We start from the raw sequence: 14,541 nt of genomic DNA, 5'->3' as shown, positions 1-14,541 counted from the left end.
TCTGTTGTCGATTGACTGTCATGTCACTCTTTTTTTTGAGGTTCTAAAAAATTACTTGACATCTTACCCCATTTCATTAGAATGTCAATTCTAAAATTGAAATTATCATGGAGACTTTATAATGACCATATCACGCAAGGAAAGGGATGACCAGAGAAGACGCGAAGAGATACTTAAGTCAGCTCTATCCATATTTGCCACCCAGGGATTCCATGGTACCACCATGGCACAGATAAGTCAGGAGTCCCAGTATCCCCTTGGAACAATATACAAGTATTTCTCCAGCAAAAAGCAGATTTACCATGATCTTGTAATGGAGAGGGTTCACAGGCTGGGACAGATTTTTTTTGAAATAAGCACCCGAAAAGAGCTGTCAGCAAGAGAAAAGCTAAGGGAGTGTTTTTTTGCAAAGGCATCTTTTTACAGACTAAACAGTGATTTCATTCGTATATATATCTCAGAAAGAAGCACCATTGATGCTGTGGTTGTTCCGAAGTTAAACGAGAAGGTCAACCGTATGCACGAAAAAGAGATCGCCTTGTTTCAAAAAATATTTGAGCAGGGCGGAGAGAGTGAATTCAAACCATATCCTGCAAGGGAGATGGCCATGCTTTTTTCAGAAATGACACATGCTGTTGCATGGGCTGCAATATTTGGAAATGACAAGGAGTCAGGGGAAAACATTGAAAGCAGAGACGATAATCACATAGCAAATAGCGACATCAGAGACATCAATAATATAACAAACAATACAACCAGAGACCACGGCACAAACAAAGACGATATTGATAAAGCAGGCAGTCACGAAGATGCCCTGAAAAACAGGCTTGATATGATTTTTGAAATGTTGATGAGCGGTATTGCAACAAGATAGACTCCCGCACATCTTAAATAGTACTTTTTATTCAGGTATTTTTGATTAATATAACTAATAAAATCACAGGAGAATGAAAAATGGCTCAATCAATCGCAGACAGACGGGATCAGGATTTTTTGCTTCACGAAGTTCTTAATGTGGCAGAGCTTTCAAAACATGAAGCTTTTGAGGATTTCAATAAAAAAACCATTGATATGGTGGTAACAGAAGCAAGGAACCTTGCAATCAAGGAGATACTTCCTACCCAGGAAGATGGTGACCATAATGGATGCGTTCTGGAAAACGGCCAGGTCTCTCCTCCTGAAACATATCGTCGTGCATACAAGCTTTTCTGTGAAGGTGAGTGGGTGGCTGTGTGTGATGATCCTGAATATGGCGGACAGGGAATGCCCAAGGTTCTCTCCATGGCAGCAGCAGAGATGTTCACCGGAGCAAACTGCTCATTTCTGATGTATCCTGGTCTTACACATGGTGCCGGCAAACTTGTTGAAGAGTTTGGAACCGAAGAGCAGAAGAAAAAATATCTTAAAAACCTCTACACCGGCAAATGGGCAGGAACCATGTGTCTCACAGAGCCTGAAGCTGGCTCTGATGTAGGAGCACTTACCACATCTGCAAAGAAAAACGAAGACGGCACATACTCAATCACCGGCAACAAGATATTCATCTCCGGCGGTGATCACGACCTGACCGAAAATATAATTCACCCTGTACTTGCCAGAATTGAAGGCGCTCCTGCCGGAACAAAAGGAATATCTCTTTTCCTGGTTCCCAAATATAGAATAAATGAAGATGGAAGTCCTGGAGAGAGAAACGATGTTGAGTGTACAGGTATTGAAGAGAAAATGGGACTTCACGGAAACAGCACGGCATCTTTGTCCTTTGGCTCTAAAGGAAACTGCATAGGAGAGCTTCTTGGAGAAGAGAACAAAGGCATGAAAGCCATGTTTGTAATGATGAATGAAGCCCGCCTTGGCACAGGACTTCAGGGATTTGGATTTGCCACAGCTTCCTATATCAATGCCGTAAACTACGCAAGGCAAAGGGTACAGGGTACTGATCTCATGAAGATGTTTGACAAGAATCCTGAATCTGTTACCATTATCAAACACCCTGATGTAAAGCGCCAGCTCATCTCCATGAAGGCATATGTTGATGGCATGAGAACACTTATCTACTATGTGGGATACCTTTTTGATAAGGCAAAGGTCACAGAGGATGAGAAGAAAAAGGCAAAATACCAAGGTCTTATTGAACTTATGACACCAATCCTGAAAGCATACTGCACAGACAGATCCTTTGATGTCTGCACACAGGGTATTCAGGTATATGGCGGATATGGATATATACAGGAGTATCCACAGGAAAGACTTCTGCGTGACTGCAAGATCACAAGCATCTATGAAGGAACCAACGGTATTCAGGCAATGGATCTTCTGGGAAGAAAACTTGGAATGAACAAAGGCAAACATTTCATGGATCTGCTTGGTGAGATGAACCGCACAATTGCTGCTGCAAAAGAGATCGAAATACTTGCAGATATGGCAGCAAAAGTTGAAAAGGCTGTCAACCGTCTTGGTGAAGTTGCAATGCACATGGGCATGAATGCAATGTCTGAAAAGGTTCTGGATGCCTTTGCAACTGCACACCCGTTCCTTGATATCTGCGGCGATGTCTGCATGGCATGGTTTGAGCTTTGGAGAGCTGTGGTTGCTGCCCCCAAAATCGAAAAAGCAAAGAAAAAGGATCTTGCCTTCTACCAGGGTCAGGTTAAAACTGCCCAGTACTTCATCACATATGTGCTGCCTTCAACCCTTGGCAAAATGGATGCCATACAGTCAAATATCACAGCAATCATGGAATTTCCAGAAGATGCCTTTGCAATGTAACTTTTTACCGTGAAAACAAATATCATTTTTATATTTGGGGATAATTGATATACAATAATGCTCGATTACCTTCAGCTTGACGCTGATAAAAAGGCAGATGTAAAATCAATTCCTTCTTTTTTAAAACCCCCTTTGTTTATCAGATATGGATAGACAAAGGGGGTTTTTGTTTTGCGTGTCACATATTATCAGACCCAAAAATCATAGCGCGGCCGGCTTATTTTCAAATCACCGTATCTTTTTCATGAAAAAAAAGAAATTTACAAAAAAAGTCTTTGACAAAAAGAACATGATTAATCTATATCCATTGCAGAAAGTTTAGACTGAGCGCTCGTTAGGCAAGATCACTGCATGCAAAGTATAATGTAAAACTGCATCAATTAGTATTCCCGAATCGCCTGTGTACATCTAAACCATTTTCTTTACCGTGAAAATGACTATCATTTTTATATTTGGGGATGATTGATACGTAATCAATCATGCCTGTTTACCGTGAAAATGGATTACCCAAAAAACATATCTAACTAAATTTCCACTTTTAACAGGAGCAATGACCATGAAAAAGTTATACCGCGACGTAATGGAACTTAACATGATGGAGGACAATGAGAAAAAGGAAGCTGCTGCCAAAGCATTCTTTGAGACACTGAACTTCATGGAACTGCCGGAGTACTTTAACTGGGCTGAAGAAGTTTTCGAGGAGTTGCACGTCAAGGAGCGGGGGGATAACACCGCACTGATATGGACTGACATTGCCACCAAGGATGTAAGAAAATTTACATACAGCGAATTTGCGGCCAATGGAAACCAATGCCTCAATGCCCTCAGAAACGCTGGAGTTGCTAAAGGTGACAACCTTTACATGATGGTTCCCATTGTTCCTGAAACATGGTTTGCAAGCTATGCTGGTGTAAAAGGGGGACTTGTCACCGTACCCACAGCAACAACAATGACCATGCGGGAGCTTCAGTTCCGTTTTGAGTCATATGCTCCTGATTCAATCATATGTGCAGATATCTACACAGACCTTATGGATGAAGCAATAAACGCCACAGGAGTAAAACCAAAAATCAAGATTCTCCTTGGTGATAAAACAGCAGAAGGGTGGACAAACTATAGCGCACTTGAAAAAGAAGCCAAAGAGGCAGATGCTGCAAAGACAAAGTCAGATGACCTTCTTTTCTGCTTCTTTACATCAGGAACAACAGGGCTTCCCAAAAAAGTTGGACACACAGCAGCCTCATACCCCATAGGACATCTTTCAACATCTGTCATGACCGGCATACGGCCAGATGATGTTCATCACAACCTGAGCGCACCTGGATGGGCAAAGTGGGCATGGAGCAGCTTTTTTGCTCCCCTTAATGTAGGAGCAACAGCTACAGGCTTTAACTTTACAGTACTTGACGGCGCACTATACTTGGAAGCTGTGGCAACCCACAAGGTAAGTGTATTCTGCGCTCCTCCAACCGCATGGAGAATGTTCATCAACCAGGATATGTCAGTACTTGACCTTTCAGCCCTTCGCCAGTCAATAGGGGCCGGAGAACCTCTCAACCCTGAAGTAATAAGCCAGTGGAAAAAACTTACCGGTACAGAGATCAGGGATTTTTATGGCCAGACAGAATCCACTGCAATGATAGGCAACCCACCCTGGATGGCCGGTAAAATGCGAAGCGGCTCCTTTGGCTATCCATCATTTATGTATGATGTGGCTCTTGTTGACGATGAAGGTAACGAGATAACTGTTCCTGACGAGCCAGGCCACATTGTTGTAAAACTTGATAAATGGAGACCAATCGGACTTTTTACCGAGTACATTGGCAATCCTGAAAAAATGGCAAGTGTCTTTGTGGGTAACTACTATTACACAGGTGATAGAGCATCCATGGACGCAAACGGATACTGGTGGTTTGTGGGAAGAGCAGATGACGTTATTAAATCCTCTGATTACAGGGTTGGGCCCTTTGAGGTTGAAAGTGCTCTTGTGGAACATGCATCTGTAAATGAGGCTGCTGTAATTGGAACACCTGACCCAAAACGCCATCAGCTTGTCAAGGCATATGTTATCCTTAATAAGGGATACACCCCTTCAAAAGAGCTTGCACTTGAGCTTTTCCAGCACTCCATAAGCATACTTGCAAAATTCAAGATTCCAAGGATCATTGAATTTGTCACAGAAGTACCTAAGACCATAAGTGGCAAAATACGCAGAATTGAATTGAGGGAGAATGAAGTGGCTCGCCAGGATAAAGGGGGAGGAGCCAAGGATAATGAATTCTTCTACTGGGATTTTCCAGAACTCAGTTCAAAATCCAAAGAGTAACATCAAGCAGTCCCTTACATCATACTGTTGAGTTAAGGGATTTTATGGCCTGAAAAACAGCGGGGACAGATGTCAAATCTGTCCCCGTTCTTTAAAAGAGATAATTATTATGTGCTCACTCCTTAAGGAATAGATTTTCAATAACTTTCAATAACTTGTCCAATGAAGGCCCAGTCATAAATAGCTACTTGACTGTATAGATTAAAGCCTATATAGTATTTAAGCTATAGTGCAGATAAAAAATATAAGGCGTGGGTTCGTGATGTGGGTAATCGAAACGACAGATACTTTTGATGAGTGGTACGATACCTTGGGTGACACTGATAGAGCAAATGTGCTGGCATCGCTTTTAGTGCTTCGAGAAAGAGGTCCCATGTTGTCCAGACCTTACGCTGACACTGTGAAAAAATCATGTCACAGCAACATGAAAGAGCTGCGGATCCAGAGCAGGGGCGAGCCAATCAGAGTCTTCTATGCGTTTGACCCTGAACGAAGAGGCGTTCTGCTTTGCGCCAGCAATAAGACCGGAAACGAAAAACGATTTTACATGGTAATGATCCCGATTGCTGATCGTGAGTTCACAGCGCACCTTGAAAAATTGAAAAAGGAGTGACGATTATGGCAAAAACTCTTGATCAAATGCTGGCGGCAGAAAAACCTGAGGTTGTTGCCGATGCTCGAGAAAAAGCGGCAAAGATACTGTTGGGCATACATTTGGCTGATCTGCGGGAACATGCAAACAAAACCCAGGGTGAGATCGCCCTGGCTCTTGGTGTGAAACAACCGACGGTTGCGGGCATGGAAAAGTTTGGTCGTGATCTCAAGCTCTCCTCCCTTAAACGCTATGTCGAGGCGACCGGCGGTAAGCTGCGTATTGATGTAGAGTTTTCCGATGGCACCTATTACGGATTTTCAGTTTAATGACGACCCAATTTTAGTTGTGTCAGGCCTGCATAATGCTGTTGCCTTAAAAATTTTCCGGCCATGATATGACCCTTCGGCAATTGTCTGAATCAGGATAGCCAGGATAAAAAAGATACCCATGATAGTCACGTTTTTGAAAAACAAAGCATATCCTGTTAATCTTGTCTATTGCACTGTCAAGACTTAATTTTAGGGTTATCTGCAACGTAGAGACAAGGCATGCCTTGTCTCTACAATTAAACGAACCTTGATTTTTAGCTTTGACGATTCACTATCCTGATTCAGACAACTCACAAAGAAAAAAAGGAATGCTGATGCGCAAAAGCTTAAGTCAAAAGCATTGCCCCGGATTCAGGATTCAGACGGTTCAAAATCCATCTCAACCTCAACCTCACCGCCACCTGCACGGATAAGCTTTGCATGGGGATAACGCTTCTGAAAGACCCTTATCATCTTCCTGTTCTCAGCAAGGACTGTGGCAACAAATCGGATATAACCATTTTTTCGGGCAATGCCTTCCAGAATCTCAAGCAGATAAGAGCCAATTCCCAGTCCGTGCATATCCTCCCTTACCAGAAATGCAACTTCAGCAGAATTGTCATCTGCTTCGGCATATGAACCAATGGCAATAATCTGTTTTCTTCTGCCGATCTGGCGCCATCCTATGATGCTCATATTCCTGCGGTAATCAACACTTGCCCACTGTCGCTGTAGCATCTCCCGCGAAAACACCTTGCGCTTGTTGAAAAATCTGTAATAAATGGTATCATCTTGAAGGGAGTAGAAAAAATTTCTGGATTCAAACTCGTCAGAGGGCAGAAGCGGCCTGAAATCAATATGCTTGCCCATGGGCAGAGCAATTGTATATTGATAGTCATCCAGAAAAATAAGATCCTGGCTTGATGGAGTCATCTGGTCAGGGAAAATATATCGCCGTTTTTTAGCCTCATCAATCAACTGCTGGCGAAATTTTGGATGTGCAATCTGTGCAAGCTCAATTACCCGTTGATATATGCTTTTTCTCCGAAGCTCTGCAATTCCGTACTCGGTTACCACAATATCAATATCACCGCGGGTAGTTGCAACACCTGCGCCTTCACTTAAATGGGGAACAATACGGGAGACACTGCCATCCTCTGCTGTGGAAGGAATGACAATAATGGAAAAGCCACCCTTTGACATGCTGCTTCCCCTGATGAAGTCAACCTGATCGCCTATGCCGCTGTAAAAAAGATAGCCCTGTGAATCAGTACAGATCTGCCCTGTCAAATCCACCTCAAGTGCGGAGCTTATGGAAATAAAATGGTCATTTTTAGCAATAACATTTGGATCATTTACAAATTCAGAGGATCTGAAATAGAACATAGGGTTATTGTCAACATAATCATAAAGCTTCTTTGAACCCATGCAGAGGGATGCCACAACCCGGCCAGGCAGATATGACTTATTACGGTTGGTGACAACTTTTTTCTCAAAAAGGGGCAGAAGACCGTCTGTTATCACCTGCGTATGTATGCCAAGATCCTTTTTGCCGGAAAGATATGGAACAACAGAATCAGGAAGATGGCCAAAACCCACCTGAATTGTGCATCCATCATCCACAAGCTGGTTTATATAGTGGCCTATTCTCTCCACGATCTGCTGATTTTTGATATCAGGTATAGCTTCAACAAGGGGTTCATCATGCATTACAAGATAGTCTATCTCGTCCACATGAACAAGGGAATCTCCTGATGTCCTTGGCATCTGGGGATTAACCTGTGCTATGACTATATCTGCGGCCTGCATACCGGACTGAGTTATATCAACTGAAATACCAAGGCTGCAAAAACCAAACCGATCAGGAGGGCTTACCTGTATCAGAGCAACATCAAGACCTATTTCATGGCTTTTAAAAAGCTCAGGAATCTGGGAGAGATAGACAGGAATGTAATCAATCTTTCCTTCAAATGCAGCCTGACGCATGGCAACACTTATAAAAAAGAGCTTCAGTGTAAATCGGTTCAGAAAATCCCTTTGATTAACATATTTTGACAAGGTTGAAGAGAGCATCTGATAGACAACAATATCCTGAATGGTCTGGTCTGCCACCATTGCCTCAATAAGGCGCTGTGGTTCACCGCACCCTGTACCGATAAAAACACGGCTGCCATTGGATATTTTCTTCACCCCTTTTTCCGGTGTCAACAGTTTTTCAGGACAATATGTATGAAGATCCATTATTAATTCCCTCTAACGAGTGAGTTGTTATAAGCTTTTATGGAATTGATTTTTAATAACTTGCCCATTCATCTCACCTCCAGCCACCTCTTACAGGCTTACGATGGGGAGCTTGGGTAAGTTAATTAAACCCAATTACTATCTGAAACTGTATGGGCAAAATCAATTTTCTGCCCCATTTGGGGCGGATATGGAATCCGTCCCTACATTTCAATGTTCGTTGTGGCTGACATCCACCATTTACGTCAGACTTTCAAAATTTTTTTAGCAGGAATAAGACCGGTTGCAGCGGCAGAGACAATATTTCCGGCAACCCCGGGGCCATCACCTGCAACAAACATCCCTTTAATTGATGTTTCCAGATCATTGTCCGTCTCTATCTGGGTTGCGAAAAACTTGATTTCAGGAGCATAAAGAAGGGTTTCATCATTGGCAACACCCGGCACAACAAGGTTGAGGGTTTCAAGCCCCTCAATAAGATTGGACAAAATCCTCTCTGGCAGTGCCATTGCAATGTCACCGCAAACAACATTTGTCATTGTAGGTTCTATGTAGCTTTTCTGCACTCTGTTCCAGGTGGAGCGCCTTCCCCGTTTCAAATCCCCGAATCTTTGTAAAATAGGCTTTCCGCCTCCTATAATGGTGGCAAGCCTTCCTATGGACTCCCCATAAGCCTGATTGTCTGTAACAGGTTCAGTGAGCACAACCTTGGAGAGAAAGGCAAAATTGGTATTAGAAGATTTACGCCCCGCATAGGCATGACCATTTACACAGACAAAATCCTTGTAGTTTTCCAGGGAGATGAAGCCACCCTGATTTGTACAGAAGGTACGGGTAATATCGTCGTATGTTGTGGTACGTATAAAAAATGTGGGATCATATATCACATTGCATAGATCATCCATGATATCATTATGCACTTCTACCCTCACTCCGACCTCTATACCGCGCTGGGAAACAGGAATGCCATGCCTCTGGGCAAGTGCCCCCACCCAGTTTGCTCCTATCCTGCCGGGAGCAAGAATTACATTGGGAGCAAAGTACGACCCTTTATTTGTAACAACTCCCTTTACCCTACCCTTTTCGGCAATGATATCAATCACCTCTTCAGATGTTTGTATGGTCATACCCTTTGACTTTATATAGTCTGCCATGCCGGCAATGTATCCGGGCAGATTATCGCTGCCAAGGTGTTTCTGTTTTATCAGAAGCAGATCAATTCCAAATCTTTTTGCATCCTTGCGGATCTCCTTTGCCTCATCCATATTTGTAGGATATACGGGGCCATCCATGCCGAAACGGGTAAAAATCTCTTCAGTTTCATCAATCAGAGCCTGAGCTGATGAGAGGGGCATAAACTGGGTAAGATCGGTCTTTCCAAGCCGCGGGATAAAATTGAGTTTACCATCAGAGTATAAGCCTGCTCCGCCTATACCGGAAAGAATATTGCAAGGCTCGCAGCCAACGCATTTCTGAAGATTGTGGTTTGGGCACTTTCTCGCAAGAGGAGCCTTGCCCTTTTCAATCATCAGAACCTTAAGGTCACCGTGCTCCATCAAATGAAATGCAGAAAAAAGCCCTGCCGGCCCTCCGCCTACAATAATGACATCATAATCCATAATTTCGTTCCCAGGTTATTTAAAACTATTATTAATGCATTGTCGGCTCTTTACATCTAAGGGCAACTATTAATTAATTTCCCCGTTGTTTACCGTAAAAATAACTATCATTTTTATATTTGGGGGTGATTGATACGTAATCAATCATGCCCGTTTAATCTATGACAAAGCACTAATTTTTTTCAAGTAATAAGATTGCTTATAAACTTTTGACGTAAAGCACAATATTGGGTAAAATGTCAATTCTTAATTTCCCATTGTAATCTCACTATTACAATTTTAATATTCCGGCATCAATTTCATATCCTTAAGGATACGCTTCTGCCGTGATAGAAGATAACTGTCAGGTTTTTTGGGAGATAAACGATGTGGTGCCGGCAATATGCCAGCCATCATTGCAGCCTGAGAAGGGTTCAATTTACCTGAGCTTACTCCATAGTATCTTTGCGAAGCAGCTTCAGCTCCAATAACTGCATCTCCCCAGTCAACACAGTTAAGATAGAGTTCAAAAATTCTTTTTTTATCCCAGAAAAACTCCATCAATATTGTGTACCACGCTTCAAATGCTTTTCTGACAATATTTCTGCATGGTATCAGATAGATTGATCGTGCTGCCTGCATTGTAATTGTACTTCCACCACGGATACGCCCCTCTTTAATGAACTCATCAAAGATACGCCTTAACTCAATAAAATCAAATCCGTTATGGGAAAGAAACCGCTGATCTTCCGCTGCCATCACAGCCTTTTTAAGATGGGAAGATATCTGATCAAAATCACGCCACTCATAAATAAAAGGAGTATATGGTCGTCCTGTACTTTTTTTAATCACCCACTCCCATACCATGGGAAAGGTAACAGGAGGATTGATATATCTTACCAGAACCACCTGAAGTGTGCTTACACAGCCAAAAAGAACAAAAAGAACAATAAGGATTTTCAGGATCTTTTTCCCGACAATCCGGCTCATGTTCTTTAGTGCTGTTTTAAAACCTGACAACCTTTTCATTTATTGACAAACCATATACTCAAAATTGAGATCTTTACGGACATAATTAATTTTACATGATGGTTCTATAACATCCACGCCCAATGAACACAACATGCAATGTTAAACTTGACATATAAGGCCTTTACAGTTAATGAAGAGCCATTATGAATACACATACATTAAAAACTATATGCGTCATTGACGGGCAGGGTGGCGGTATTGGCTCTACCATTATAAGAAAACTCAAAGATCGGTTTGGGGAAGATGTCGAAATAGTGGCGCTGGGTACCAATGCCATTGCAACTGCCCAGATGTTGAAGGCCCGTGCCAACAGGGGAGCTTCAGGAATAAATGCCATTGTCCAGACAGTGAGGAATGCAGATTTTATAATAGGAACAATAGGGATTATAATGCCCCATGCCATGATGGGAGAGTTGACTTTGGAGATGGCAGAAGCAATTGCCCTCTCTCCTGCCCGTAAAATCCTTCTGCCCCTGACCCAGGAGAAACTGGATATTGTAGGTCTTGCATCAACCCCGCTTCCCCAGCTTGTTGATGAACTGATTGAACGGCATGGCAGGGAATTTGTTTCATTTAAATGAGACAACTCCAAAACCTGTGACCGGAATTTTCAGATGGTAATTTTTAAATGGCCATCAGACAAGGAGAAAAAAATGTGTGAAGCAAATGCGTACATTATAGAAGAAAGCAGTGAGGAGCGCCTCATAATGGAGGCTGTTGACCAGGTCATACCTGAAGAGGAGGGAATTCGCCTGGTAAGTATTTTCGGGGATCAGAAGTTCATCCGGGGGTATATCCACTCTCTGTCACTTGTTGATCATAAAGTTTATATCAGGGAGTCCTGAAAAACAGGATGTACTCAAAAAAGAGGAAGCCCTGAAATAAAGAGAGCCCTAAAAACAAGTAACCCATAAAATAAAAAAGCAGAAAGGGAATAGAGCCAGACGGCAAGTCTTACAAAAAATAATTTTGCAGCTCTAATTCCCTTTCAAAAAAATCGCAGTTTTTTCTATATATATTACAGCATCTCTGAAACTGCAATGATTTACTTTTAACTAATTACCATGAACCTCTCTTTTTTTATATGAAAGTCCCCGTAGTTTTGGGATTTTCATCCCTTCGATTGTGGCGGTCATCAGCCATGTATGTTTATATGAAAGTCTCAGTAAGTGGCTGTTTTTAAAACGACTTTCATCTCTTCGATTGTGGCGGCTATCCGCCATGTACGTTATAAGAAACTTCCCAAGCCATGGCTGTTTCTTACCATCCCAAAGTAAGATAGTCATGTATTGAGTCAGCAGCTTCCCTTCCTGCACCCATAGCAAGGATAACTGTTGCCATGCCTGTTACAATGTCCCCGCCTGCCCATACACCTTTTTTGGTTGTCTTGCCTGTGGCAGGGTCTGCTTCAATGTTGCCCCATCTGTTAAGTGTAATGTCAGGGGTTGCATTGGTCAAAAGTGGGTTTGGTTGTGCTCCCACAGAGACAACAACAAGATCGCATTCAATTGTATATTCAGAGCCAGCCACTGCAACAGGGCGCCTTCTTCCTGAAGCATCAGGTTCTCCAAGCTCCATCTTCAGGCACTCCATGCCAGTCAGTCTGCCGTTCTCATCTCCAAAAAAGCGTGTGGGGTTGGTGAGAAGAATAAATTCAATTCCCTCTTCCTCTGCATGATGAAGCTCCTCTGCCCTTGCAGGCATCTCAGCCCTTGACCGCCTGTAAACAACCTTTACAGATTCCGCACCAAGACGCATGGCAGTTCTTGCGGCATCCATTGCAACATTGCCAGCTCCAAGAACAACCACATTTTTACCCCTTGCAACCGGAGTATCATACTCAGGAAAACGATACGCCTTCATTAGATTGGTGCGGGTAAGATACTCATTTGCTGAAAATACACCTATGAAATTTTCTCCAGGAAGATTCATGAAACGGGGAAGACCTGCACCAACACCTACATAGACCGCATCATAGCCTTCCTCAAAAAGCTCGTCAATGGTGACTGTGGCTCCCACAACACTGTTGGTTTCAATATTTACGCCAAGTTTTTCCAGGGTTGCAACTTCAGAGGCAACAATTGACTTTGGAAGCCTGAACTCAGGAATTCCATAGACAAGAACCCCCCCTGTCTGGTGAAATGCTTCAAAAATGGTTACATCATGCCCTTTGACGATCAAATCTCCTGCAACGGTCAACCCTGAAGGCCCTGATCCTATGACTGCAACCTTTTTACCTGTTTTTTCAGCAACTTTGGGCAGCTCGGCAGTTCCATTTTCCCGTGCAAAATCTGCTGCAAACCGTTCAAGATAACCAATTGCCACAGAATCCCCTTTTTTACCAAGAATACAGAGGCCTTCACACTGAATCTCCTGGGGGCAAACACGGCCGCATACAGCAGGAAGGGCATTTCTCTCCCATAATTTTACAGCAGCACCGTTAAAATCTCCGTCGGCAATTCTTGCAATAAACCCTGGAATATCCACTGAAACCGGACATCCTTCCACACATGCTGGCTTTTTGCATTGCAGACATCGTGACGCCTCGGTCATTGCCATCTCCGGAGTCAGCCCCAGAGGTACTTCCAGAAAGTTTTTATTTCTGACCTCGGGGGCCTGTTCAGGCATTTTGCTCCTCGGGGTCTGCTCTTTTTTTGCTTTTTTCTCCACCATCACTTCCTCCATATATCACAATGCCTGACAGCATGTTTTTTTGGGAAACTAAATATTCTGCTTACACTCTTCAAGACTTATCTTTTCATCTGCCTGATAGGCTGTAAGTCGTTTTGACAGCTCATCGTAGTCCACGGCATGGCCATCAAACTCCGGGCCATCCACACATGCAAATTTTGTTGTTCCACCAACAGAAACCCTGCAACCTCCGCACATGCCTGTACCATCCACCATTATGGGGTTGAGGCTTACAAGGGTTTCAACCCCTTTCTCTTTTGTAATCATGGAGACAAACTTCATCATGGGAACAGGGCCTATGGCAACAACAAGATCGATCTTTTCCTTTGCAAGAATATCCTTTAAAACATCAGTTACAAAACCGTGGTGACCCCTTGAGCCGTCATCTGTACAGATATGGAGATGGTGGGAGGCACTGGTCATTTTATCCTCAAGAATCAGTAGATCCTTATTTCTTGACCCAAGGATAGTTGTAACCTCATTTCCTGCCTCTTTAAGTGCCCGTGTAATGGGATGTAGAACAGCAATACCTGTTCCGCCGCCAACGCAGACAACTTTTCCCCTTTTCTCAATATGGGTTGCCTTGCCAAGGGGGCCTATCACTGCATAATAGTTTTCTCCCACCTGCATACTGCCAAAAACCTTGGTGGATTTTCCGACAATCATGTATATTATTGTGATGGTGCCCTTTTCAGGGTCAACATCTGCCATGGTCAGGGGAATCCTTTCGCCTTTTTCATTGGCCTGAAGAATCACAAACTGACCAGGCTTTGCCTTTCGGGCAATACGCGGCGCATCAATCTCATTGAGGACAATGGTTCCCTGGGCCATCTCTTCCCGATTGACAATTTCAAACATTTTAAAATCTCCTCATAATAAAGAACTGCAAAATATCGCTAAAAAAAGATTCCGATGACATTCAAAAAAAACTGTGAAATCACAAGTTCACAATCTGTGTACCAAAATCTTTTAAGTTGCACAAGA

At 43.0% G+C, this 14,541-nt stretch carries 12 protein-coding genes; 7 read left to right on the top strand and 5 right to left on the bottom strand.

What is annotated here, in order from left to right; genetic code table 11:
- Positions 1 to 121: 121 nt before the first annotated feature.
- From MTBBW1_RS21650 to MTBBW1_RS21630, 5 genes are all read left to right on the top strand, one after another.
- Positions 122 to 874 carry a TetR/AcrR family transcriptional regulator gene (locus tag MTBBW1_RS21650; protein WP_245809510.1) on the top strand — a complete coding sequence of 251 codons (753 nt, stop codon included), beginning with the start codon at positions 122 to 124 and terminating at the stop codon, positions 872 to 874.
- An 80-nt stretch (positions 875 to 954) separates the two neighbouring features.
- Positions 955 to 2,766, top strand: coding sequence for an acyl-CoA dehydrogenase (locus tag MTBBW1_RS21645; RefSeq protein ID WP_080807075.1), 1,812 nt, complete (start codon positions 955 to 957; stop codon positions 2,764 to 2,766).
- Positions 2,767 to 3,316: 550 nt separating this feature from the next.
- The gene (locus MTBBW1_RS21640; protein WP_080807073.1) at positions 3,317 to 5,092 is read left to right on the top strand and encodes an acetate--CoA ligase; all 1,776 of its coding nucleotides are present in this window, start codon (positions 3,317 to 3,319) and stop codon (positions 5,090 to 5,092) included.
- Between the two features lie 262 nt (positions 5,093 to 5,354).
- On the top strand, positions 5,355 to 5,705 hold the full coding sequence (locus MTBBW1_RS21635; RefSeq protein WP_080807071.1) for a type II toxin-antitoxin system RelE/ParE family toxin: 351 nt from the start codon (positions 5,355 to 5,357) through the stop codon (positions 5,703 to 5,705).
- Positions 5,706 to 5,710: 5 nt separating this feature from the next.
- Complete coding sequence (locus tag MTBBW1_RS21630; RefSeq protein WP_080807069.1) at positions 5,711 to 6,013, top strand: helix-turn-helix domain-containing protein; 303 nt, start codon at positions 5,711 to 5,713, stop codon at positions 6,011 to 6,013.
- A 354-nt stretch (positions 6,014 to 6,367) separates the two neighbouring features.
- On the opposite strand, the gene MTBBW1_RS21625 is transcribed toward MTBBW1_RS21630, so the two are convergent.
- The 3 genes from MTBBW1_RS21625 to mtgA all read right to left on the bottom strand — a co-directional run bounded on the left by MTBBW1_RS21625 (position 6,368) and on the right by mtgA (position 10,863).
- Complete coding sequence (locus MTBBW1_RS21625; protein WP_080807067.1) at positions 6,368 to 8,236, bottom strand: GNAT family N-acetyltransferase; 1,869 nt, start codon at positions 8,234 to 8,236, stop codon at positions 6,368 to 6,370.
- A 245-nt stretch (positions 8,237 to 8,481) separates the two neighbouring features.
- Positions 8,482 to 9,855, bottom strand: coding sequence for an NAD(P)/FAD-dependent oxidoreductase (locus MTBBW1_RS21620; protein ID WP_080807065.1), 1,374 nt, complete (start codon positions 9,853 to 9,855; stop codon positions 8,482 to 8,484).
- Positions 9,856 to 10,134: 279 nt separating this feature from the next.
- Positions 10,135 to 10,863 carry a monofunctional biosynthetic peptidoglycan transglycosylase gene (gene mtgA, locus MTBBW1_RS21615; protein ID WP_080807063.1) on the bottom strand — a complete coding sequence of 243 codons (729 nt, stop codon included), beginning with the start codon at positions 10,861 to 10,863 and terminating at the stop codon, positions 10,135 to 10,137.
- 146 nt (positions 10,864 to 11,009) lie between these two features.
- On the opposite strand from mtgA, the gene MTBBW1_RS21610 reads away from it, so the two are divergent.
- On the top strand, positions 11,010 to 11,447 hold the full coding sequence (locus tag MTBBW1_RS21610; RefSeq protein ID WP_080807061.1) for a DUF3842 family protein: 438 nt from the start codon (positions 11,010 to 11,012) through the stop codon (positions 11,445 to 11,447).
- Between the two features lie 72 nt (positions 11,448 to 11,519).
- Positions 11,520 to 11,711, top strand: coding sequence for a CooT family nickel-binding protein (locus MTBBW1_RS21605; RefSeq protein ID WP_080807290.1), 192 nt, complete (start codon positions 11,520 to 11,522; stop codon positions 11,709 to 11,711).
- 415 nt (positions 11,712 to 12,126) lie between these two features.
- On the opposite strand, the gene gltA is transcribed toward MTBBW1_RS21605, so the two are convergent.
- Together gltA and MTBBW1_RS21590 are read right to left on the bottom strand one after the other, a co-directional pair.
- Complete coding sequence (gltA, locus tag MTBBW1_RS21595; RefSeq protein WP_080807057.1) at positions 12,127 to 13,539, bottom strand: NADPH-dependent glutamate synthase; 1,413 nt, start codon at positions 13,537 to 13,539, stop codon at positions 12,127 to 12,129.
- A gap of 48 nt (positions 13,540 to 13,587) precedes the next feature.
- A complete protein-coding gene (locus MTBBW1_RS21590; protein WP_080807056.1) occupies positions 13,588 to 14,415 on the bottom strand; it encodes a sulfide/dihydroorotate dehydrogenase-like FAD/NAD-binding protein in 828 nt (275 codons plus the stop codon).
- Between the last annotated feature and the right edge of the window lie 126 nt (positions 14,416 to 14,541).

The organism is Desulfamplus magnetovallimortis, assembly GCF_900170035.1.
GTDB lineage: Bacteria > Desulfobacterota > Desulfobacteria > Desulfobacterales > Desulfobacteraceae > Desulfamplus > Desulfamplus magnetovallimortis.
This window is presented reverse-complemented; position numbering and strand designations above follow the sequence as displayed.

Excerpts from the sequence above, each read along its gene's own strand:
- MTBBW1_RS21640 (WP_080807073.1), top strand. The coding sequence starts at position 3,317 with ATGACCATGAAAAAGTTATACCGCGACGTAATGGAACTTAACATGATG.
- MTBBW1_RS21590 (WP_080807056.1), bottom strand. The coding sequence starts at position 14,415 with ATGTTTGAAATTGTCAATCGGGAAGAGATGGCCCAGGGAACCATTGTC.
- MTBBW1_RS21620 (WP_080807065.1), bottom strand. The coding sequence starts at position 9,855 with ATGGATTATGATGTCATTATTGTAGGCGGAGGGCCGGCAGGGCTTTTT.
- MTBBW1_RS21650 (WP_245809510.1), top strand. The coding sequence starts at position 122 with ATGACCATATCACGCAAGGAAAGGGATGACCAGAGAAGACGCGAAGAG.
- MTBBW1_RS21610 (WP_080807061.1), top strand. The coding sequence starts at position 11,010 with ATGAATACACATACATTAAAAACTATATGCGTCATTGACGGGCAGGGT.
- gltA (WP_080807057.1), bottom strand. The coding sequence starts at position 13,539 with ATGGTGGAGAAAAAAGCAAAAAAAGAGCAGACCCCGAGGAGCAAAATG.
- MTBBW1_RS21625 (WP_080807067.1), bottom strand. The coding sequence starts at position 8,236 with ATGGATCTTCATACATATTGTCCTGAAAAACTGTTGACACCGGAAAAA.
- MTBBW1_RS21605 (WP_080807290.1), top strand. The coding sequence starts at position 11,520 with ATGTGTGAAGCAAATGCGTACATTATAGAAGAAAGCAGTGAGGAGCGC.
- MTBBW1_RS21635 (WP_080807071.1), top strand. The coding sequence starts at position 5,355 with ATGTGGGTAATCGAAACGACAGATACTTTTGATGAGTGGTACGATACC.
- MTBBW1_RS21630 (WP_080807069.1), top strand. The coding sequence starts at position 5,711 with ATGGCAAAAACTCTTGATCAAATGCTGGCGGCAGAAAAACCTGAGGTT.
- mtgA (WP_080807063.1), bottom strand. The coding sequence starts at position 10,863 with ATGAAAAGGTTGTCAGGTTTTAAAACAGCACTAAAGAACATGAGCCGG.
- MTBBW1_RS21645 (WP_080807075.1), top strand. The coding sequence starts at position 955 with ATGGCTCAATCAATCGCAGACAGACGGGATCAGGATTTTTTGCTTCAC.